This window comes from Roseibium marinum (genome assembly GCF_002906165.1).
Classification (GTDB): Bacteria; Pseudomonadota; Alphaproteobacteria; order Rhizobiales; family Stappiaceae; genus Roseibium; species Roseibium marinum.
This window is the reverse complement of record NZ_PPCN01000011.1, coordinates 62586-83080: the sequence shown is the minus strand read 5'-3', so window position 1 is coordinate 83080 and position 20495 is coordinate 62586. Positions and strand designations below refer to the sequence as shown.

Genomic DNA, 20495 nt, shown 5'->3' with positions numbered 1-20495 from the left:
TGGTTATTAACCATTGCTTGGGGTTGTGATGCGTTACTTGTTCAGGAATCTCCATATATTTGTTTTTGTGTCTTTTTCGGTCTTTTCGGCGCTTTTTGTCGCGAACGAACCCGAACGGACTGTCCATCTGGTGCGGCCATTGGTTGAGGATGCCGTGGAGCTGAAGGAGCTGGCTGTCGGTGCCTACAAGGAAGTCCGGCAGGTTAACTTGCTGGATGCGGCTGATGAAGTTGTGTCGCTCTATGCCAAAACGCTGCGCATGCCGACGCTGTTGTTCGAAGGCCTCGCGAAAAGGCTCGACGAGGTCGAGCGGAAGATGTCCAGGCAGCGGCGCGCGCAAGCCCCTGGCATGGAAGACGAAGCTCGGCGGAAGCTGTCGGTGCTGCGTATCAGCGTAACCTTCACGCGTCCGGCACGCCCAGGCCACTGGAACCCGGCGGTCGCATTGCCAAAAGTCTGAGTGCCCCTATCCGACCGATCTGATCGCTTCCCGGGCTTACTTAAACGGCCGCCAGGGCGATTGCGATGCCCTGGCCGACACCGATGCACATTGCCGCAAGCGCAAGTTTTCCACCACGTTTGTTCAACTCAAGCGCGGCTGAACCTGTAATCCGCGCGCCGGACATTCCAAGGGGATGGCCAAGGGCGATGGCTCCGCCGTTCGGATTGAGGCTCTCACTGTCTTCCGGCAGGCCGAGATCGCGCATCACGGCGACGGCTTGCGCGGCGAAGGCTTCGTTCAGTTCGATCACATCGAATTCCCCAAGCGCGATGCCGTGCCGGGCACACAGCTTGCGTGTCGCGGGGGCGGGGCCAATCCCCATGATGCGCGGCGGCACGCCTGCCGTTGCGCCGCCGACAATCCGGGTAATCGGTTTGAGATTGTATTTTTCGACGGCGGCTTCCGACGCGATCAGGAGGGCAGCCGCGCCGTCATTCACCCCGGACGCGTTTCCGGCGGTTACCGAGCCGTTTTCCCGAAAAGGTGTCTTCAGGCCGGCCAGCTGTTCCCGCGTCGTTCCGGAGCGCGGATGTTCGTCCGTATCGACAAGAATCGGATCGCCCCTGCGCTGCGGGATCATCACCGGCACGATTTCCTCCGCGAACCGGCCGGAGGCCTGTGCCTTCTCCGCGCGTTGCTGGCTACGCAGGGCAAAGGCATCCTGATCCTGCCGCGAAATGCCGAATTCCTCGGCGACATTTTCCGCCGTCTCGGGCATGGAGTCGATGCCGTACTGGTTTTTCAGCAGCGGATTGACAAAGCGCCAGCCGATCGTGGTGTCGTGGATTTCTGCATTTCGGGAAAACGCGACGTCCGCCTTCGGCAGAACGAAAGGGGCGCGGGACATGCTTTCAACACCGCCGGCGATCGCCAGATCGATCTCTCCGGCCTTGATGGCTCTGGCGGCGGTCAGGACCGCATCCATTCCGGAGCCGCATAACCGGTTGAGGGTCAGGCCGGGAACGGTATCGGGCAGGCCGGCCAGAAGCGCGGACATGCGCGCAACGTTTCGGTTGTCCTCTCCTGCCTGATTGGCGCAGCCGTAAAAGACATCATCGACATTCGCCCAGTCCGTATCCGCATTGCGCTCCATCAGCGCTTCGATCGGAATCGCTCCCAGATCGTCGGCACGCACGCCGGAAAGAATGCCGCCGAACCGGCCTATCGGGGTCCGGACGTAGTCGCATATGAATACGTGATGCATGTGCTGTTCCTGATCTCGGTGCAGGGAAGGGACCGAAGCGCTCCGGTCGGGGCAAGTTTTGCCGGAATTCAGGACCGAAGGCAAGAATGTGTCACAGGCTTGCGGAGATCGTTATGAATCCTGTGATGTTTCAGAGTGCCGCACAATATCGTCTTCATCGAGATAGGTTCCCGACTGGACCTCGATCATCCGGACCGGAATCTTTCCCGGATTGTGCAATGTGTGCTGCGCGCCGAGGGGAACATAGGCCGACTGGTTTTCCGTCAGCAGCCTGGTCTGCCCGTTGATGGTGATTTCCATTGTTCCGGAGACGACGACCCAGTGCTCTGCCCGGTGCAGATGGCTCTGCAGGCTGAGACGCTTGCCGGGTTTGATCATCATCGACTGGACCGAAAACCGGTCGCCGGCATTAATACGTTCGGTATAGCCCCACGGCCGGTAGGAGCGCGGGTGGATATCCACTTCCGTGCGGCCTTCCGCCTTGAGCTGCTCGACAACCTTTTTAACGTCCTGAGCCTTGTCCTTGTGGGCGACCAGAACACTGTCGGTGGTGGCGATCACCATGACATCTTCGAGACCGATGAGCGAAACCAGTCCGCGGCCCGCATAGGCAAGACAGCCGGAACTGTCCAGAAATCGTGCGTCTCCGAGAGCGGAGTTTCCATCTCCGTCCTTGTCGAGAACGGTCCAGATCGCCGACCATGAGCCCAGATCGTCCCATTCGGGCGCCATCGGGGCACACACGACATTGTCCGCCTTTTCCATGATCGCGTAATCGATGGAGATATCGGCGAGCTTTTCGAAACTCTCCTGATCGAGCCGTGTAAAGTCGAGATCCCCGTGCCGGGATTTCATCACCGCGGCAATATCCTTGTACATTTCCGGCTGATGCGTCTTGAACGCGTCGATCATCGTTTGCGCCGAATAAAGAAAAATGCCGGCATTCCAGACATACCCGCCATCCTTGAGGAAGGCTTCGGCGCGGGCGGGATCCGGCTTTTCGACAAACGCCTCCACCGGCCGGACCGGAGCGCTGCCTGCGGCAACCTTGATATAGCCATAGCCGGTATTCGGCTCGCTTGGCGTGATGCCGAAAGTAACAATTGCGCCGCTCCGGGCCGCTTCTTCGGCAGCGGAGACGGCTTCAAGGAAGACGTCCTCTTTCTTGATCAGATGATCGGAGGGAAGCAGGAGCACAAGTGCGTCCGGATCGGTCTCGGCGGCGATCATGGCTGCCATTAGGGCGGGAGGGGCGGTGTTGCGGCCGACCGGCTCCAACAGGATGGAATTTGCTTCCAGCCCGATTTCGGAAAGCTGCTCTCCGATAAGGAAGCGGTGATTGTTGCTGCCGATCACGATCGGGGTTGCGAAGCCGGAGTGGTTGACGCGCTTGCAGGTTTTTTGAAAAAGACTTTCACCGCCGAACAGCGTCAGAAATTGCTTCGGTCTGTCCGTGCGCGACAGAGGCCACAGCCGCGAACCGATGCCGCCGGACAGAATGCACGGAAAAATCATATGCCTGCTCCCGAAATTTGTATGCGAAATGTAAACTCGGAGCCTGCCAGCCCGTTCCGAGAGATAAACATCGCCGGTGGAAGTTGCAAGCAGCGCGCGGGACCGCTATCTGTGTTACAACATAACATAAACAGCCGCTTTGCAGGACGGGCATAACAGGCTCGCAACACCATGAAACAAGCAGAATTCATGACAGAATCCAAACCGGAACTCATGCCCGCGTCCACGCGGGAGGCTGTGCTGGTCCGGCTCGACAAGGCAGGCATTCGCAAAGGTGGGGACTGGCTGGTCCGGGGTGTCGATCTGACGGTTTCGCCGGGTGAAATCGTCACCTTGATCGGCCCGAACGGCTCCGGAAAATCCACGACCGCCAAATTGGCGCTCGGCATCCTGAAACCGAGCGAGGGGCGTGCATCGAGGCGGCCGGGGCTCAAGGTCGGCTATGTTCCGCAGAAGCTCGCCATAGACTGGACCCTGCCGCTGAGTGTTCAGCGGTTCCTGCGCCTGACCAATCCCCTGTCCGACGCGCAATGCAGGGATGCTCTGGAGCAGACCGGTGCCGGCAGGTTGTTGAAATCGGAAATACGGACCCTGTCGGGCGGTGAGCTTCAGCGCGTCATGCTGGCGCGGGCCATCGCTCGCAATCCCGATCTCCTCGTGCTCGACGAGCCGGTGCAGGGTGTGGATTATGCGGGTGAAATCGCGATCTACGATCTGATTTCCGAAATTCGCGGCTCTCTCGGTTGTGGTATTTTGATGATCTCCCACGATCTTCATGTCGTCATGGCCGCCGCCGATCAGGTCATTTGCCTGAACGGCCATGTCTGTTGCCGGGGGACGCCCTCGGATGTGAGCCAGGACGACAGTTACCATGCTCTTTTCGGCGCGCGCGCCGGGACCGCCCTGGCGGTCTATGAACATCGTCACGACCATGTCCACCTGCCGGACGGAAAGGTCCGCCATGCCGACGGCTCGTTGTGCTCCGATTGCCCGGGAGCTCATCACGACCATACCGTTGATGGACACATTCATGCCGCAGATAGGCATGCCGTAGATGGAAATGGTACGGACGGAGCCGCCCATAACGAGGCGGGCAAACGCAAAGAGCTCGGCAATGCTGGATGATTTTTTCACAAGGGCCCTGGTTGCCGGAATCGGGGTTGCGCTGGTTGCCGGACCGCTGGGCTGCTTCATCATCTGGCGCCGGATGGCCTATTTCGGTGACACGCTCTCGCATGCGGCCCTTTTGGGTGTCACCTTGGCGCTGCTGCTGGAAATCAATACCACTCTGGCGGTAGCGGGTGTTTCCGTCCTCGTGGCCGTGCTGCTGCTTTTCCTGCGGCGCAGCGACACGCTGTCCTCCGATGCGCTCCTGGGCCTGCTGTCGCATTCCGCGCTGGCGCTCGGTCTGGTGTGCCTTGCTTTCATGACCTGGGTCCGTGTGGATCTTCTGGGATTGCTCTTCGGCGATATCCTCGCGGTGACTAGACTGGACATCGCCATGATCTATGGCGGCGGCGGGCTTGTTTTGTGTGTTCTGGCGCTGATCTGGCGGCGTCTCTTCGCGGCGACGGTCAGTGCGGATCTGGCGGCCGGGGAGGGCCAGCAGCCGGACCGGACGGATCTGGTTTTCATGGTCCTGACGGCGGTGGTGATTGCCATCTCCCTGAAAATCATCGGTGCGCTGCTGATCACCGCGCTACTGATCATTCCGGCGGCAGCCGCGCGCCGGCTTTCATCCACACCGGAGCAGATGGCGGTGGTCGCGGCGCTGGCCGGGGCCGCATCGGCGGCCGGCGGGCTTTATGCGTCCCTGCACTACGATACGCCATCGGGGCCGTCGATTGTCGTGGCGGCCATGGTGTTGTTTGTGGTCAGCCTTGTCCCCGGGGGGCTAATCGTGAGAAGGATGGGCGCAAAGACACGAGGAGACCGGCCTTGAGTGCACATGCTCATCGCGAACTGACGAAAAACCAGGCTCTGGTCTTCGGGTCCCTTTCCGATGCGGGCGGTCCGCTGACGGCCTATGCCATTTTGGATCTTCTGCGCGAAGATGGCTTCCGGGCGCCGCTTCAGGTCTATAGAGCGCTCGACAAGCTGGTTGAATTCGGAATGGTCCACCGGCTGGAAAGCCTGAATGCTTTTGTGGCCTGCAGCCACAAGGATTGCACCGGGCACGGCTCGGCCGCTTTCGCCATTTGCGAAAAATGCGGCGATGTGCGCGAATTCACGCCGGACGATGCGGTCGGGTTGCTGAAAAACTGGACCGAAAGCCAGGGTTTCGCCCTGGCAAGAACGACGATTGAATTGCGCGGCACCTGCAAGGGCTGCGTCGCCTCCGGTTAGCCTGGGTTTGCGTTGTACTTTGTCTCGTTGCGTTGAACGGGCAGGTCCGGTGCGAAACGGCTGGGTGGCTTTGAGGGGAATTGAGGGAGAGCGGGAATGGTTTTACTGGTCGCGGGACTGATTTTGTTTTTGGGAATGCACCTGGTGCCGGCGAGACCGTTTCTTCGATCCGGATTGATTTCGAAACTCGGTGAAAACGGCTACAAGGGCCTCTTCACGCTGATTGCGGCGGCCGGCTTCATTCTGATCGTCTACGGCTACGGTAGCGCGCGTTTCGACGGCTCGCCGCTGATATACGACCCGCCCGTCTGGCTGCGTCATGTCACCCTGTTGCTGATGATACCGGTCTTCATCTTTCTCGTTACCGCTTACGTGCCGTGCCGGATCAGGAATACCCTGAAGCATCCGATGCTGGTCGCGGTCAAACTCTGGGCCTTTTCCCATCTGCTCGCCAACGGGGATCTGGCATCCGTCCTGCTTTTCGGTTCTTTTCTGGCCTGGGCGGTGTTTGACAGGATATCGGTCAAGCGACGCGGGCCGGGAGCCGGGCTGCCGGACTTTGTTTCGGGTGACCCCGGAAAGTGGTCCGATGTCGGCGTGATTCTGGCCGGGATCGCTCTTTATGGCTTGTTCGTCTGGAAACTGCACGCGCTGCTGATCGGCGTATCCGTGACCTGAACAGGGGCCACGGCGGCGGAATTTCCGACAGATCGGGCCTTTTCGGCAGGCGTTGCCCCACTTGCGCCACGAAATGCAGGTTAAGCCCGTTCAGGGAATTGCCCGAAAGGGATCAAATGGATAATGTGCGCCACTCAAACAGGGGCGCGGTCCGGCCAGCCTGCCGGACAGACAGAGTGAATGCAGGAAAAAGACACGCATGTCCGATATATTTCGTGAAGTCGATGAAGACATCCGCCAGGAAAAGTACCGTCGGCTTTGGGACCGGTTCGGCTGGTGGATAATCGGTGTTGCGGTCCTGATCGTGGTCGGCACGGGTGGCTATCGCAGCTGGCTCTATTGGCAGGAAAATCAGTCCCAGACGGCCGGTGACAAATTCTTTGAAGCCGTGCAGATGTCCGAAGCCGGGAATTTCGAGGCAGCAGCCGCGCTTTATGGCGAGCTCGATTCGGCCATTGGCGGTTATCCCGCTCTGGCGAGGTTCCGTGAGGCAACGGATCTGGCGAATGCCGGGCAGACGGAGGAGGCGCTTGCCGAATTCGATGCCCTGTCCGCGGAAAGCGGCCTGACGGATGCCCTGAGGGATGTCGCGGCTTTACGGGCCGGATATCTGGTGGTCGATATGCAGGATTACGCCAGCGTCGCCGACCGGGTGGAAAGACTGACCGGAGATACCGGGCCGTTTCGTGCGGCAGCACGTGAACTTCTTGCTCTAAGCGCCTGGAAAAACGGTGATATCGAAACCGCTCGCCAATGGATAACAGCGCTTCAGGAAGATCCGGAAACCCCGGCTGATCTTGGCCGCCGCGTGGCGCTTCTGGCCGATGTCATCCGCGCCAAGAACGGCGACGTGAAAGCGGATAGTGAAGGAAACAACTAGGTGATTTTTGCGACCGTTTCTTCCAGCCGGCGTGGCTTGTTGGGTGTACTGGCTTTGTCTCTGGCCCTGACCGGATGCGGTTCGGTGGGCGAATTCGCCGATAGCGTGAATCCCTTCGGCCGTGAAAAGATCCTGCCGGGCGAACGCGAACCGGTTTTCGACGGGGCGGATCCCGTCGCACAGGCGCTCGGCCAGTCGGCATCGATCGGCCCCGCCACCGGCGGGCAAAGCTGGACCACCGCCGGCGGAGGATTAACCAACGATCCGGGCAATGTGGCCGTTTCCGTTTCCGGCAACAGGGCCTGGCGCGCGCAGGTCGGATCCTCGGGGCGCGGCATCACCTCCTCGGCGCTGAGGATTTCGGCCCGTCCCGTCAGCGACGGCAGCCGGATCTACATCTACAAGCCGAACGGCGAAGTGGTTGCCCTGTCGACGGGTGGCGCGCGCCAGTGGACGCAGAACCTGCGCCCGGAAGGCGAACGTGACATTGGACCAGGCGGCGGCGTGGCCGTCGAGGGCGGTGTGGTCTATGCCGCCACCAGCTACAGGCAGCTTGCCGCGCTCGAAGCGGGGTCCGGCCGCGTGATCTGGAAGGTCGAACTGGATACGCCGGCGCGCGGTGCGCCTGTGGCAGGAGCCGGCCATGTGTTCGTGGTCTCGCAATCCAACGAGGTCTACGCACTCTCCCAGTCCGATGGCAGCCTTGCCTGGACCTATGCCGGTATAGAGGAAACCGCGGGTCTTCTCTCCGCCGCCAATCCAGCCATTTCGGGAAACAGCGTGATCGTGCCGTTCTCCTCGGGTGAAATCATGGCGATCAACATCAAGTCCGGTGAGCCGGCATGGGTGGACGGGGTTTCGCGCGGCTTCCGCACGCTGGCCCTCTCGGGCCTGGCGGATGTTTCGGCAAGCCCGGTGGTCTCGGGGAACACGGTTTACGCGACCGGGGTCGCGGGCCGTACCGTCGCCGTGGACGTCCGCGGCGGACAGCGCAAGTGGGAACAGGATCTTGGCAGTGTTCACACGCCCGTCGTGTCGGGAAGCGCGCTGTTCATGGTGGATCTCGACGACCGGATGGTGGCGCTCAGCCTGAAGTCCGGGGAAACTCTTTGGGCAACCGCACTGCCGCGCCCGGAAAAGAAGAAACGCCGCCGCAACTGGGCAGGCCCCATTCTGGCCAACGGGTCCCTTGTGGCGTTTTCCAGCGACGGGCAGGTTGCTCTCGTGGACGCGGCCTCCGGCAAGATCATGTTGACACAGCGCACCAATACGGATGTGTACGTGACGCCGATCGCGGCGGGAGGCCGTGTGGTCGTGCTGACCGGCGATGACGGTGTCGCCGGGTTCAATTAGCTTTTGGAGCACGCGCGTTCGCATGAACGCGAACAAGTCGCTCTGACACTTTAAAATCGATCAGCTTTCCTGCTTTCCTGCGGTTCCGCATGAGAGCAGGCTGATCTTAGGCCGGGCCCTTCAGGAGGTCCGCCATCAGGAGTAATTGCTGTGGGCGCTACAGTCGCCATTATCGGACGGCCGAATGTCGGCAAGTCCACGTTGTTCAATCGACTGGTCGGCAAGCGGCTGGCCCTTGTGGACGACACACCCGGCGTCACCCGCGACAGGCGGCCGGGCGACGCCCGTCTGGGCGACCTGCGCTTCACCATCATCGACACCGCGGGTCTTGAGGACGCGGATATGAGCACGCTGGCTGGGCGCATGCGCCGCCAGACGGAAGAAGCCATCGAGACGGCGGATGCGGTTCTTTTCGTTATCGATGCGCGCGCCGGCGTCACGCCGCTGGACGCCCATTTCGCCGATGTCGCGCGCAAGACGACGCGCCCGGTGATCCTGCTTGCCAACAAGGCGGAAGGCCGGGCGGGCCAGAGCGGCCTGTATGAATCCTATTCGCTCGGCCTCGGTGAACCGATTGCCATTTCCGCTGAACATGGCGAGGGCCTCGCGGATCTCTACGAAGCGCTGAAACCGCATGTCGACCGGATTACCGACGAGGAAGAGGCCAGGCGCGAAGAAGCCATAACCAATGTCGATGTCGACGAGGATGGCGAGATTGTCGGCGAGGAGGATCCCGTCGGCACCCATGACCGGCCGCTGCGGGTTGCGATTGTCGGCCGCCCGAATGCCGGTAAATCCACGCTGATCAACAAGATGCTCGGCGAGGAACGCATGCTGACCGGCCCCGAAGCGGGCATCACGCGCGATTCCATTTCCGTCGACTGGACCTGGCGCGAACGGCACATCAAGCTGTTCGACACGGCGGGCATCCGCCGCAAGGCGCGCGTGCAGGAAAAGCTGGAGAAGCTCTCGGTCGCCGACGCCCTTCGGGCGATCAAGTTCGCCGAAGTGGTGATCGTGACGCTGGACGCCACCATGTCCTTCGAAAAGCAGGATCTTCAGATCATCGATCTCGTTGCGCGCGAGGGCCGGGCCCTGGTGATCGCGATCAACAAATGGGACCTGGTCGAGGACCGGGAAGCGGCCTGGAAGAAGATCCGCGATGCCAACGAGCGCTATTTCAACCAGATCCGCGGCGTGCAGATCGCGACCCTGTCCGGTCTTCAGGGCCAGGGCATCGACAAGCTGGTCGAAAGCGTCTTCACGGCTTATGAGGCCTGGAACTCGCGCGTTTCCACCTCAAAGCTGAACCGCTGGCTTGAGCGGGTGACGGTCAACCATCCGCCGCCGGCCGTCGCCGGACGGCGCGTGCGCCTGCGGTACATGACCCAGGCGAAAACCCGTCCGCCGCATTTCGTGGTCTTCTGTTCCCGGCCGGAACAGCTGCCGGAGAGCTACACCCGCTATCTGGTGAACACCTTGAGGGCCACCTTCAATATTCACGGCACGCCAATCCGCCTGTCCTACCGCAAAGGGGAAAACCCTTACGCGACCAAGAAAAAGCGGAAAATCCAATAGCAGGGCGCCCCTCGCTGCAAACTTTCATGCGAAAGCTGTTCGATTGGCCTTGAACAGCTTTTCCTCCGGTAAATCTCTTTGAAGGAGTTCTTTTGATGTCACTGGAACGGCTTGATTTCGCCGAAAACCTGGCCCGCAAGGCGGGTGACCTTGGAATGGAATATTTCCGCAAGCTGGATACCCTGACGGTGACCCAAAAAGGCCATCAGGACCTCGTCTCCGAAGCCGACCGGAATGTGGAAACGCTCATTCGCGACGAAATCGGCAAGGTTTATCCGCAAGACGGTATTCTGGGTGAGGAGCATGGCATGGAGGAAGGCACCTCGGGTTTTACCTGGGTGACCGACCCCATCGACGGAACGGCGAATTTCGTCGCCGGCATCCCGCAGTGGTGCGTGATCATCGCCTGCGTGCACCAGGGGAAGGTGATCGTCGGCGTCATTCACGATCCGGTATCCAACGAAACCTTCAAGGCGGCGGCAGGTCACGGTGCCTTTCTCAACGGCAAGCCGATCAAGGCGTCTGACAGCAAAAGCCTTTCCAACGGTTCCGTGGGCGTCGGGTTCAATGGCCGCACGGCAGTCACAGACGCGGTGAACGTCGTCGGTGCGCTGGTGTCCAAGGGCGGCGTCTTCTTCCGCAATGCCTCCGGCGGCCTGATGCTCGCCTACGCTGCCTCGGGCCGTCTCATCGGTTATGTGGAATCCCACATGAACGCCTGGGACTGCCTTGCCGGCATGCTGATCACCAGCGAGGCCGGCGGCCAAGTGATGGAACAGGATATCAATCAATCCCTCCATCACGGTGCACGGGTGGTTGTCGGCGCTCCCGGCGTCTTCAGTGACCTGAAGGAAATCGCCGAAAGTTCCTTCGCCCCGTTCGAGGCCGCCTGACCGGCAAATCGGCTGTTCCAGGTTCAGACGTGCTGATCGACCAGGACCGGGTTTCCATCCGGGTCGACCAGCATGAAACTGGCGCGGCCGCTGCCTGTCTCATCCGCCTCCGAGACGAAGCTGTAGCCTTTGGCTTTCAGGTCTTTCTGGATTTCCCGCACGTCCTGAAAATCCTTGAGGGTCTGTCCGTCCTGATCCCATCCGGGATTGAAGGTCAGGATGTTGTTTTCGAACATGCCCTGAAACAATCCGATAATCGTGTCGCCGTTCTTGAGGACGGTCCAGTTATCCGCATTGGATATGCCAATATCGGAAAAGCCGAGCCCTTCGTAAAAGGCTTTTGATTTCTGAAGATCCTTGACCGCAAGACTGATTGAAAACGCACCGAGCTGCATGGAAAGCTCCTTTTCCAGAATACCGGGAAGCCTTGGAAGCATGCTTTCAAAGTCCGAGAAAGGAAGCAAGCTCAGCGCGGTTATCTTCGGTGAAATGATAGCCCTTCCAGCCGAGCGCGCCGGCTGATTTGATATTCGTGGCACTGTCGTCGATCAGCAGAATCTCATGGGGGGCAAAGCCTATTGTCCCGGCAACGTGCCGGAAAAAAGCCGCGTCGGGCTTGGCATGACCGATGCGTCCGGACGAGAAAATGTGGCTGACCTGCTTCCCGAACCCCGCCTGCTCCTCAATATAGGCCGTGCGCCGGGTTTCGTTGTTCGTTGCGATCACCTGCGCAATGTTCCGTTCAGCCAGTTGCCCGAGTAGCCCCAACGTGTATGGATCTTTCAGGTCGTCCTTGGCGAACCAGTAGTCCAGAAGCATGGACGCGTCGATTGCGTGACCACTCTGGTCAAGCCAGTCTTGCACATGGGTTTTCAGATCCCGCTTGCCGGAAATCACGTGGGCGAACTGCGCGTCGAAAATACCTTTCTGGAACGCCTCGACCGGGATGCCCAGATCCGCTTCAAGATTGTCGGCCCACACGAACCGGCCGTTGACGATGTTGCGGTTGAGCACCCCGTCAAAGTCCCAGGCGATCGCTTTGATGTCGCTGTGCATTCACGAATGCTCCGAATTCAGCACTATCCGTTACCACCGGCTTGGCAAACCGTGAGAGGGGAAGGCGGACCTCAGCGTTGAACCCACTCACGGCTGACCCGGTCGAAGAGCCGGCCCGTTTCCAGCACATCGGGTCTCAGCAGTTCCAGGAGGTCGTTGGCGACGACTGCGGGCGTTGCAAGGTTTTCGGGAATCTCGCCCGGCATGGCCTTGGCGCGCAGACCGGTGCGGGTCGGGCCGGGATCCATCAGATTGATTTTCATGGAGGTCTGCCGGCTTTCATTGGCCCAGGTCCTGGCCATCGCTTCGACCGCCGCCTTGCTGGTGGCCTGCAGGCCCCAGAACGCCGTGCAGGTCTGTGCCTGCACGGAGGTCAGGAACAACGCTCTGCCGGCATCCGACTGGCGCAGCAGCGGGTCCAGCGAGCGGATGAGCCGCCAGTTCGCGGTCACATTCACCGCCATGACCTTTTCGAAGTCCTTCGGACCGATATGGCCAAGCGGCGACAGGACGCCCAGCATTCCGGCATTGCCGACGAGGATGTCGAGCTTTTTCCAGCGCTCGAAAATCGCCGCGCCCAGCCGGTCGAGCGCGTCGAAATCGGTCAGGTCGACCGGCACCAGCGTTGTCTGGCCTCCGGCGGCCTTGATGTCGTCGTCCAGGTCTTCCAGACCGCCGACCGTGCGCGCGAGGGCGATAACATGGGCACCACGCGCACCAAGCTGTTTGGCGACCTGATAGCCAATGCCGCGGGAGGCGCCGGTCACCAGAGCGATCCGGCCTTCGAAGTCTTTTTCCATTGGATGTCTTGATCGATTTGAAAGTGTTGGAGCCTCCCGCGTTCAACTGAACGCAGGAGGTGCTAGCCGACTTCCACAAGGCGGGGCGGTCTGATGAAGTCCTGCTCCCCGGAAAGGTCTGTCAGCGGCGTCGGGTAATCCCCGGTGAAGCAGTGATCGGTGAACTGCGGATTGGCATTGTCGCGCCCGTCATAGCCCATGGCCTTGTAAATGCCGTCCACGGACAGGAACGCCAGACTGTCGGCACCGATATAGGCGCGCATTTCCTCAAGGCCGTATTTGGCCGCCAGAAGCTTTTCGCGCACCGGGGTGTCGATGCCGTAATAGTCGGAATACCTGATCGGCGGGCTTGCCAGCCGGAAGTGAACCTCGCGGGCTCCGGCATCGCGGATCATCTGAACGATTTTGACGGACGTCGTGCCGCGCACCAGACTGTCGTCGACGAGGACGACGCGCTTGCCCTCGATCTGCGACCGGTTGGCCGAGTGTTTCATCTTCACGCCGAGCGCACGGATCTGTTGTGTCGGCTCGATGAAGGTGCGGCCGACATAGTGATTGCGGATAATGCCCAGTTCGAACGGCACACCGCTTTCCTGGCTGTAACCGATGGCGGCCGGGACGCCGCTGTCGGGCACCGGGACGATGACATCCGCTTCCACCTGGGTTTCCCGGGCAAGCTGCCTGCCCATCTCCCGGCGTACGTCATAGACGCTGCGCCCGCCGACGATGGAATCGGGACGCGAGAAATAGATATATTCGAAGATGCACGGCCGGGCGGTCTGCTTGCCGAACGGAAAATAGGATTCTATCCCGGTCGGGGTGCACACGATGACTTCGCCGTTCTCCACTTCGCGGATGAACTTCGCGCCGATGATGTCGAGCGCGCAGGTCTCGGAAGCCAGGATCGGGGCGCCGTTGAGATCTCCCAGCACCAGCGGGCGGATGCCCAGCGGGTCGCGTGCGCCGATCAGCTTCTTGGATGTCAGCGCCACCAGGGAATAGGCGCCCTCCATCTGGGTGATCGCCTCGATGAAGCGGTCGACGATCTTGCCTTTGCGCGAGCGGGCGACGAGCTGGAGAACGACTTCGGAATCCGATGTCGACTGGCAGATTGCCCCGTCGCGGATCAACTGGCGCCGCAGGGTGAGGGCGTTGGTGAAATTGCCGTTGTGGCACACGGCGATGCCGCCGCCGTCAAGTTCGGCGAACAGCGGCTGGACGTTGCGCAGGATCGTCTCGCCGGTCGTGGAATAACGCACATGACCGATGGCGGCCATGCCGGTCAGGCGCCCGATCGTCTCCGCGTCGGAGAAATGATCGCCGACCAGCCCGAGATGGCGTTCCGCCCTGAACTGCTCATTGTCGAAGGTGACAATCCCGGCCGCTTCCTGGCCCCTGTGCTGAAGGGCATGCAGGCCGAGGGCCGTCAGGGCGCTGGCATCCTCGTGACCCAGAATACCGAACACGCCGCACTCTTCGCGCAGCGTGTCGGCATCGATGTCAAACGCTTCATGCAAGTCGGCTTCGCCTTTCATGGCGAACACTCCTTCATTCCGGCCGGCGGGAAGGGCCAGCCTGGATCAACAGACGTCCAATCGGAATCGGCTGGACGTTTGAAAGTTGATCGATTTCAAAGTGCCGCAGTATCCTGCGTTCTACTGAATGCAGGATACTGCGGATCAATTTTTCTGCATTCCAGGACGCGCTGCCTGTCCGCGTCAATTGCTGTCCGTCGTAAGTTGTTCAAGACCCTGGCGCTCGGAATCGCTGTAGTTCGGTTCTTCCGCCGGCGTGGAGGCATCGCCGCCACCCAGGTTGTTGTCGCGGATCTTGTCGAGGATCGCCTTTTCCGGATCTTCCGGCAGAACGGCCACCAGACGCTCGCCGATGGACAGGAGGATCGGCCGCGCTTTGGCATTCACCACCCAGCCCGGTTGCTGGTCGGGCTGGACAAACCAGTTGAAGAACATCATCGCCACCACGACCAGAAGCAGTCCGCGCACGGCACCGAACACAAAGCCCAGTGTCCGGTCCAACGCCCCGATCCGGCTGTCCAGCACGAAATCGGAAATGCGCATCGTAATGTAGCTGACGACGATCAGCGTGACCAGGAAGACGGCCGCGGCGGAAACGCCGATGGCGACCAGATCATGCGCTATATATTGCTTGGCGTAGGGCAGAACGCGCTCATAGAGCAGAAAGGCCGCCGCCGCCGCCGCAACCCAGGAGACGATGGAGAGCACTTCCCGGACAAATCCGCGGATCATCGCGAGGACCGCCGAAATGAACATGATGACCAAGAGCAGTCCGTCCAGCAGCGTTATCGGCATGTTCCTGAAAAATCCTCTTCTGGCGCTCGATACCGAGCGGCAACCTTCAGTTCGAACCCGTTTCCATCATGCGTCAACTTTCACCCGAGGCACCAGCCTCAGCCGAGATTTTGGCGACAAAGTCCCCAAGTTCCGCCAATCCGGTCGTCCTGAAGGACGAGCCCGCGCTGTCCTTCAGGTTGCCTTCAGGGCAATAGGCCTGATCGAAGCCGAGTTTTTCCGCTTCCTTCAGCCTGGATTGCGCCTGGGCCACCGGCCGGATGGCCCCGGACAGGCTGACTTCGCCGAAATAGACGCAATTGGCCGGAAGGGCAAGTCCGCTGAGTGAAGAGATCAGGGCGGCCGCCACGGCAAGGTCGGCGCCAGGCTCGTTGATCTTGAGCCCTCCGGCGACATTCAGATAGACATCGTGCTGGGAGAAGCGGACGCCGCAGCGCGCTTCCAGCACCGCCAGGATCATCGACAGGCGCGCACTGTCCCAGCCGATCACGGCCCGGCGCGGCGTGCCGAGGGTGGATTGCGCCACCAGTGCCTGGATCTCGATCAGCAGCGGACGCGAGCCTTCCAGTCCGGCAAAAACGGCGGCTCCCGGGGCGCTGGAGTTCCGGTCGCCCAGAAACAGGGCCGACGGGTTCGGAACTTCAACAAGGCCCTTGCCCGTCATCTCGAAGACACCGATTTCATCCGTCGCGCCGAAGCGGTTCTTGACCGAACGCAGGATGCGGTACTGGTGCGCCCCGTCGCCCTCAAAATAAAGCACGGCATCGACCATGTGCTCGACAACCCGTGGCCCGGCGATCTGGCCGTCCTTGGTCACATGTCCGACAAGCACCATGGTCGTGCCGTTCTTCTTTGCGTAACGCACCATAGCCTGCGCCGAGGCACGCACCTGCGTGACCGTGCCGGGCGGCGATTCGACCTTGTCGGTCCATAGCGTTTGAACGGAATCCAGGATCAGCAGGGCAGGGGGCGTATCCGATTCGAGCGTTGCCAGAATGTCTTCGACGCTTGTCTCCGCCGCAAGCGCCACCGGGGCCTCCGACAGGTCGAGCCTTTCAGCCCGCAGCCGCACCTGACCGATGGCCTCTTCGCCGGAGATATAGACGGTCTTGTGCCCGAGGCGGGCAAGCTGGGCGGCCGCCTGGATCAGCAGCGTGGATTTGCCGATTCCCGGATCGCCGCCGACGAGCAGGGCCGAGCCGCGAACGAACCCGCCACCTGTTACCCGGTCGAGTTCGGCCACCTCGGTCTTGATGCGCGCTGCTTCCTTTGCATCGCCGGTCAGTCCCACCAGCGGTATGACCCGTCCCTTGCTGCGCGACGCCCGGGCGGGGCCGCCGCCGATCCCGCCGCCGGTCTGCTCTTCGACAATACTGTTCCATTCGCCGCAGGATTCGCAGCGCCCGGCCCATTTGGGCGTAACCGCCCCGCAGGACTGGCAGACATAGGACGAGGGCCGCCGGGCCATGAAACGTTACTCCGATCAGGTAAGGGGGGCGTAGACGCGCTCAAAGCGCCGCCCGAGACTTGTCAGGTATTCGTAATCGATGGTTTCCGCATAAGCTGCAAGGTCCGAAGCCGCAACACTCGGCCCCAGCATTTCCACAAGGGCGCCCCTCTTGAGAAGCTCTTGAGGAACATCGGTCACATCGAGCGTGATCATGTCCATGGAAATGCGCCCCAGGATAGGCGCCCTGTATCCGCCGATCATGGCGAAGCCGCCGGGACGTTCATCCGTGGAACTCGCGCGGCGCAGCAGGCCGTCCGCATAGCCGGCGGCAACCACGGCGTTCCTGAGGGGGCGGGTGGCCCTCTGGCGGGCCCCATAGCCGATCGTGTCTCCCTCCGGCACATCGCGCACCAGCATGATGCGGGCCTCTACCTTGGCCACCGGCCGCATCGGATTGGCCTTGTTTTCAATCGCCTGGCCCCCGTAGAGCGCGATGCCCGGCCGGGCGAGGTCAAAATGATAGTCCGGCCCCATCAGAATGCCGGCGGAATTCGCCAGGGATCTTGAGATGCGGGGAAAGGGAGCCGTGACCTCGCGAAAGAGGTCGAGCTGCCGCCGGTTCATCGGATGCGCGGGCGTCGATCCGCAGGCCAGATGGCTCATGATCAGCGCGGGGACGAACGGTCCGAGCAGATCCTGATCACGCATCGCGGCTGAAAATTCGGTCGGTGTCAGGCCGAGACGGTGAATGCCCGTATCGACATGGATCGCCGCATCGAAGCTTTTTCCGGCCGTCCTGCATATCTGCGTCCATTCGCGAAGTTCGCAAAGCGATCCCAGGACGGGGCGGACATCGTGCTGGATGAAATGCTCAGCGGTTCCCGGAAAGAGACCGTCGAGAACGTATATGACTGCCTGCGGAAGACACGCGCGCAAGGCGACCGCCTCGGTCGGGACCGCGACGAAGAAGGTTCTGCATCCCGCATCGAAAAGCGCCCGCCCGGCATGTTCCTGGCCGACGCCGTAGGCATCCGCCTTGACGGCCGCGGCGCATTCGGCTCCGCCGTCCAGCCTGCCGTTCAACGAGGTCCAGTTCGCGGCGAGTGCCTCCAGATCGATTGTCAGGCGTCCGCCATACAAACCGGAGGGAAAAGGGGAGGACATTGGAGTAGACACGGTCCGGATGGTTCTCCAGTCACGCAAGACATCATTGGAATCGGTGTCGAGTTTAACGCATAGACCGGTGTGTCCGCCAATCTTCAAAAAAGCAGGGCCGCGGCAATTACGCGCGCGGCCAGTTCGCTTGAGGTATCGCGGCAGCAATACGCTTTTTGTCTGTTGCAGGCTATTCGTAGCGCTCCGGCAGGTGGTCATCCTCCGCAAGGTCGGAGAAGCGGGTGTACTGGCCTTCGAAGTGGAGGTAAGCCGTACCTGTCGGGCCGTGACGCTGCTTGGCGATGATCACTTCCGCCTTGCCCTTGGCGGCCTCGTGCTTGGCTTCCCAGGCCGCGTATTCCGGTGAGCCGATTTCCGGCTCTGTTTTGGAAAGATAATATTCCTCGCGATAAACGAACAGAATCACGTCCGCGTCCTGCTCGATGGAGCCCGATTCACGCAGGTCCGACATCATCGGCCGCTTGTCGTCTCGAGATTCCACCTGCCTGGAGAGCTGGGACAGGGCGATGATCGGAACCTGCAGCTCCTTTGCCAGTGCCTTCAGGTTGGTCGTGATTTCGGTGATTTCCTGAACCCGGTTGCCGGAGTTCTTGGCGGATCCCGAGAGCAGCTGAATATAGTCGACCACCAGCAGGTCAAGCCCGCGCTGGCGCTTCAGCCGCCGGGCCTTCGACACCAGGGCGGCAATGGAGATACCCCCGGTCTGGTCCACATGCAGAGGGACCGTTTGCATGGTCTGGGCACAGGCCGCGAGTTTCTCGAATTCAGCTTCGGTAATCTCCCCCCGCCGGATTTTCGAGGACGAAATTTCCGCCTGTTCGGAAATGATACGCGTGGCGAGCTGTTCCGCCGACATTTCCAGCGAGAAAAAGCCGACCACACCGCCGTTGATTGTTTCCAGGCTGCCGTCGGGCCGTTCTTCCGCCTTGTAGGACTGGGCGATATTGTAGGCGATGTTGGTCGCAAGCGAGGTTTTGCCCATGGCGGGACGGCCTGCGAGAACGATAAGGTCGGAGGACTGCAACCCGCCCATCAGCCGGTCGAGCTCGCGCATGCCCGTGGAAATGCCTGAGAGGGCGCCCTCCCGGTTGTAGGCGGCATGCGCCATTTCGATGGTTTCCGACAGGGCGTCGCTGAAGGAGACGAACCCGCCTTCGGTTCGCCCTGTTTCGGCCAGATCGAACAGCCGGCGTTCGGCGTCGTCGATCTGCTGGGTCGGCGGTACGTCGATGGGGGCGTCATAGGCGATGTTGACCATGTCCTCGCCGATGCGGATCAGGTTCCGGCGGATGGCAAGATCGTAGATCGTGCGGCCGTAGTCCTCCGCATTGATGATCGACGCGGCGTCGCCTGCAAGGCGCAGCAGAAACTGGGTCGCGGTGAGGTCGGCGATTTTCGCGGACGTCGGATAGAAGGTTTTCAGCGTGACCGGAGACGCGGTTTTGCCGGCCCGGATAAGATGGGAGATCTTCTCGTAAACATCCGTGTGGGGCGGTACGAAAAAATGGTGCGGCTCGAGAAAGTCGGACACCCGGTAGAACGTTTCGTTGTTCACCAGAATCGCACCCAGTAGTTGCCGTTCGGCCTCCGCGTTATGCGGTGCCAGACGCTGGATGTCTTCCTCAGTTTCGACCTTCTGCAGTTTGCCGTTCATATCGTCCCCCGGTGGCCCAACTTCATTCGGAATACCCTCAGACGGTGACAGGCTCAAGCGACAAAATGGATGATTTTGTTTCCCACTGACATCCACAGATCAACGGGGATAGAATCGAATCCCGCTTGACTTAAAAGCCTGTTGTGGACTCAACGCGCTAGGTCTTAGTTATTGAAATTACATCTTTTTTTGGAATGATGAATAGACGGTTAAGAATTTATCATGGGTTTCAATGCCTTGCGGCGGAGATTGAATTTGCCGGTTTAGCCGGGTTCCGTAACGGGGAAGAAGAATTGCCGGCAAAATAAAAACGGCGCTGCGGGCAGCGCCGTTTAACTTTAGCCGGATAAGATTTGCGAAGGGGTTATTCTGGCTTTTCGTCGACCGCTTCTTCGGCGGCCTCGGCAGCTTCTTCGCCATCTTCGGACTCAGCGTCGTCTCCGCTTTCTTCTTCTTCTTCTTCAAATTCGAAGACGTCCATTTCCGGAGTGGTGAGGTCTTCACCGGCTGCCTGACGGACTGCCTCGTCCGTGGAACGGGCAACGTTGACCGTAACGGAGACTTCGACTTCCGGGTGGAGCCTGATCAGAACGCTGTGCAGGCCGATCGTCTTGATCGGAGTGCGCAATTCAACCTGGCTGCGGGCAACACTGAAGCCGGTGCCGGTCAGACCTTCCGCGATATCGCGGGTGGACACCGAACCGTAGAGCTGGCCGGTTTCGCCGGCAGAGCGGATCATGACCAGAATTTCGCCGTTGAGCTTGGAGGAAACCGCTTCCGCTTCGCTCTTGCGCTCGAGGTTGCGGGCTTCAAGCTGAGCACGCTCATTCTGGAAACGTTCCAGGTTGGCCTTGTTGGCGCGCAGCGCCTTGCCCTGCGGCAAAAGGAAGTTACGGGCGTAGCCGTCGCGAACGCGTACGGTGTCGCCCATCTGGCCGAGCCTGGCGATACGCTCAAGAAGGATAACTTGCATTTTATTTCTCCTACTGTCCCACCGTTAGCGGTGGTTAGAGGCCGTTTGCCCGCGGCCCCAATTCGGGACTCCCGGGCGGACCCGGGAGAAAGGCGTCTCCAGAGACG

The 20495-nt window shown here is 60.8% G+C and carries 20 protein-coding genes; 9 read left to right on the top strand and 11 right to left on the bottom strand.

What is annotated here, in order from left to right:
• Nucleotides 1-13 precede the first annotated feature (13 nt).
• Nucleotides 14-460, top strand: a complete 447-nt coding sequence (locus CLV41_RS21220; RefSeq protein ID WP_146048619.1) for a hypothetical protein — start codon at nt 14-16, stop codon at nt 458-460.
• Between the two features lie 40 nt (nt 461-500).
• Here CLV41_RS21220 and pcaF read toward each other — a convergent pair whose 3' ends face one another.
• Both pcaF and CLV41_RS21210 read right to left on the bottom strand, forming a co-directional pair.
• Nucleotides 501-1706, bottom strand: coding sequence for a 3-oxoadipyl-CoA thiolase (gene pcaF / locus CLV41_RS21215; RefSeq protein WP_103224478.1), 1206 nt, complete (start codon nt 1704-1706; stop codon nt 501-503).
• A gap of 111 nt (nt 1707-1817) precedes the next feature.
• Entirely contained in the window at nt 1818-3221 is a 1404-nt protein-coding gene (locus CLV41_RS21210) for a mannose-1-phosphate guanylyltransferase/mannose-6-phosphate isomerase (RefSeq protein ID WP_103224477.1), read from the bottom strand.
• 189 nt (nt 3222-3410) lie between these two features.
• Here CLV41_RS21210 and CLV41_RS21205 point away from each other — a divergent pair, with 189 nt between their 5' ends.
• From CLV41_RS21205 to CLV41_RS21170, 8 genes are all read left to right on the top strand, one after another.
• Nucleotides 3411-4346 (top strand): ATP-binding cassette domain-containing protein, encoded by a 936-nt coding sequence (locus CLV41_RS21205; RefSeq protein WP_103224621.1) that lies wholly within the window; start codon nt 3411-3413, stop codon nt 4344-4346.
• Nucleotides 4336-5163, top strand: coding sequence for a metal ABC transporter permease (locus CLV41_RS21200; RefSeq protein WP_103224476.1), 828 nt, complete (start codon nt 4336-4338; stop codon nt 5161-5163). Before CLV41_RS21205 ends, CLV41_RS21200 begins: the two co-directional genes overlap by 11 nt.
• Nucleotides 5160-5567 (top strand): Fur family transcriptional regulator, encoded by a 408-nt coding sequence (locus CLV41_RS21195; RefSeq protein WP_103224475.1) that lies wholly within the window; start codon nt 5160-5162, stop codon nt 5565-5567. The genes CLV41_RS21200 and CLV41_RS21195 overlap by 4 nt, the downstream gene beginning before the upstream one ends.
• A gap of 96 nt (nt 5568-5663) precedes the next feature.
• On the top strand, nt 5664-6245 hold the full coding sequence (locus CLV41_RS21190) for an NnrU family protein (RefSeq protein ID WP_103224474.1): 582 nt from the start codon (nt 5664-5666) through the stop codon (nt 6243-6245).
• 199 nt (nt 6246-6444) lie between these two features.
• On the top strand, nt 6445-7125 hold the full coding sequence (locus CLV41_RS21185) for a tetratricopeptide repeat protein (protein ID WP_103224473.1): 681 nt from the start codon (nt 6445-6447) through the stop codon (nt 7123-7125).
• Complete coding sequence (locus tag CLV41_RS21180; RefSeq protein WP_103224472.1) at nt 7126-8478, top strand: outer membrane protein assembly factor BamB family protein; 1353 nt, start codon at nt 7126-7128, stop codon at nt 8476-8478.
• A 150-nt stretch (nt 8479-8628) separates the two neighbouring features.
• Entirely contained in the window at nt 8629-10056 is a 1428-nt protein-coding gene (gene der / locus CLV41_RS21175; protein ID WP_103224471.1) for a ribosome biogenesis GTPase Der, read from the top strand.
• A gap of 95 nt (nt 10057-10151) precedes the next feature.
• Entirely contained in the window at nt 10152-10949 is a 798-nt protein-coding gene (locus CLV41_RS21170; RefSeq protein ID WP_103224470.1) for an inositol monophosphatase family protein, read from the top strand.
• 23 nt (nt 10950-10972) lie between these two features.
• On the opposite strand, the gene CLV41_RS21165 is transcribed toward CLV41_RS21170, so the two are convergent.
• The 9 genes from CLV41_RS21165 to rplI all read right to left on the bottom strand — a co-directional run bounded on the left by CLV41_RS21165 (nt 10973) and on the right by rplI (nt 20388).
• The gene (locus tag CLV41_RS21165) at nt 10973-11386 is read right to left on the bottom strand and encodes a VOC family protein (RefSeq protein ID WP_235867211.1); all 414 of its coding nucleotides are present in this window, start codon (nt 11384-11386) and stop codon (nt 10973-10975) included.
• 4 nt (nt 11387-11390) lie between these two features.
• Entirely contained in the window at nt 11391-12005 is a 615-nt protein-coding gene (locus CLV41_RS21160; RefSeq protein ID WP_103224469.1) for an HAD family hydrolase, read from the bottom strand.
• A 71-nt stretch (nt 12006-12076) separates the two neighbouring features.
• Nucleotides 12077-12805 (bottom strand): SDR family NAD(P)-dependent oxidoreductase, encoded by a 729-nt coding sequence (locus tag CLV41_RS21155; RefSeq protein ID WP_103224468.1) that lies wholly within the window; start codon nt 12803-12805, stop codon nt 12077-12079.
• 62 nt (nt 12806-12867) lie between these two features.
• Nucleotides 12868-14340 (bottom strand): amidophosphoribosyltransferase, encoded by a 1473-nt coding sequence (gene purF, locus CLV41_RS21150; RefSeq protein WP_103224467.1) that lies wholly within the window; start codon nt 14338-14340, stop codon nt 12868-12870.
• A gap of 183 nt (nt 14341-14523) precedes the next feature.
• The gene (locus CLV41_RS21145) at nt 14524-15135 is read right to left on the bottom strand and encodes a CvpA family protein (protein WP_103224466.1); all 612 of its coding nucleotides are present in this window, start codon (nt 15133-15135) and stop codon (nt 14524-14526) included.
• 73 nt (nt 15136-15208) lie between these two features.
• Nucleotides 15209-16603: a DNA repair protein RadA gene (gene radA / locus CLV41_RS21140; RefSeq protein WP_103224465.1), complete on the bottom strand. Its 1395-nt coding sequence runs from the start codon at nt 16601-16603 to the stop codon at nt 15209-15211.
• A 15-nt stretch (nt 16604-16618) separates the two neighbouring features.
• Entirely contained in the window at nt 16619-17749 is a 1131-nt protein-coding gene (gene alr, locus CLV41_RS21135; RefSeq protein WP_103224464.1) for an alanine racemase, read from the bottom strand.
• A gap of 181 nt (nt 17750-17930) precedes the next feature.
• Nucleotides 17931-19415, bottom strand: coding sequence for a replicative DNA helicase (locus tag CLV41_RS21130; protein ID WP_103224463.1), 1485 nt, complete (start codon nt 19413-19415; stop codon nt 17931-17933).
• A 364-nt stretch (nt 19416-19779) separates the two neighbouring features.
• Nucleotides 19780-20388: a 50S ribosomal protein L9 gene (rplI, locus tag CLV41_RS21125; RefSeq protein WP_103224462.1), complete on the bottom strand. Its 609-nt coding sequence runs from the start codon at nt 20386-20388 to the stop codon at nt 19780-19782.
• Between the last annotated feature and the right edge of the window lie 107 nt (nt 20389-20495).

What these genes read in the sequence shown, in the direction of transcription:
- pcaF (WP_103224478.1), bottom strand. Translation starts at nt 1,706, where the DNA reads ATGCATCACGTATTCATATGCGACTACGTCCGGACCCCGATAGGCCGG.
- CLV41_RS21210 (WP_103224477.1), bottom strand. Translation starts at nt 3,221, where the DNA reads ATGATTTTTCCGTGCATTCTGTCCGGCGGCATCGGTTCGCGGCTGTGG.
- CLV41_RS21205 (WP_103224621.1), top strand. Translation starts at nt 3,411, where the DNA reads ATGACAGAATCCAAACCGGAACTCATGCCCGCGTCCACGCGGGAGGCT.
- CLV41_RS21200 (WP_103224476.1), top strand. Translation starts at nt 4,336, where the DNA reads ATGCTGGATGATTTTTTCACAAGGGCCCTGGTTGCCGGAATCGGGGTT.
- CLV41_RS21190 (WP_103224474.1), top strand. Translation starts at nt 5,664, where the DNA reads ATGGTTTTACTGGTCGCGGGACTGATTTTGTTTTTGGGAATGCACCTG.
- CLV41_RS21185 (WP_103224473.1), top strand. Translation starts at nt 6,445, where the DNA reads ATGTCCGATATATTTCGTGAAGTCGATGAAGACATCCGCCAGGAAAAG.
- CLV41_RS21170 (WP_103224470.1), top strand. Translation starts at nt 10,152, where the DNA reads ATGTCACTGGAACGGCTTGATTTCGCCGAAAACCTGGCCCGCAAGGCG.
- CLV41_RS21165 (WP_235867211.1), bottom strand. Translation starts at nt 11,386, where the DNA reads ATGCTTCCAAGGCTTCCCGGTATTCTGGAAAAGGAGCTTTCCATGCAG.
- CLV41_RS21160 (WP_103224469.1), bottom strand. Translation starts at nt 12,005, where the DNA reads ATGCACAGCGACATCAAAGCGATCGCCTGGGACTTTGACGGGGTGCTC.
- CLV41_RS21155 (WP_103224468.1), bottom strand. Translation starts at nt 12,805, where the DNA reads ATGGAAAAAGACTTCGAAGGCCGGATCGCTCTGGTGACCGGCGCCTCC.
- purF (WP_103224467.1), bottom strand. Translation starts at nt 14,340, where the DNA reads ATGAAAGGCGAAGCCGACTTGCATGAAGCGTTTGACATCGATGCCGAC.
- CLV41_RS21145 (WP_103224466.1), bottom strand. Translation starts at nt 15,135, where the DNA reads ATGCCGATAACGCTGCTGGACGGACTGCTCTTGGTCATCATGTTCATT.
- radA (WP_103224465.1), bottom strand. Translation starts at nt 16,603, where the DNA reads ATGGCCCGGCGGCCCTCGTCCTATGTCTGCCAGTCCTGCGGGGCGGTT.
- alr (WP_103224464.1), bottom strand. Translation starts at nt 17,749, where the DNA reads ATGTCCTCCCCTTTTCCCTCCGGTTTGTATGGCGGACGCCTGACAATC.
- CLV41_RS21130 (WP_103224463.1), bottom strand. Translation starts at nt 19,415, where the DNA reads ATGAACGGCAAACTGCAGAAGGTCGAAACTGAGGAAGACATCCAGCGT.
- rplI (WP_103224462.1), bottom strand. Translation starts at nt 20,388, where the DNA reads ATGCAAGTTATCCTTCTTGAGCGTATCGCCAGGCTCGGCCAGATGGGC.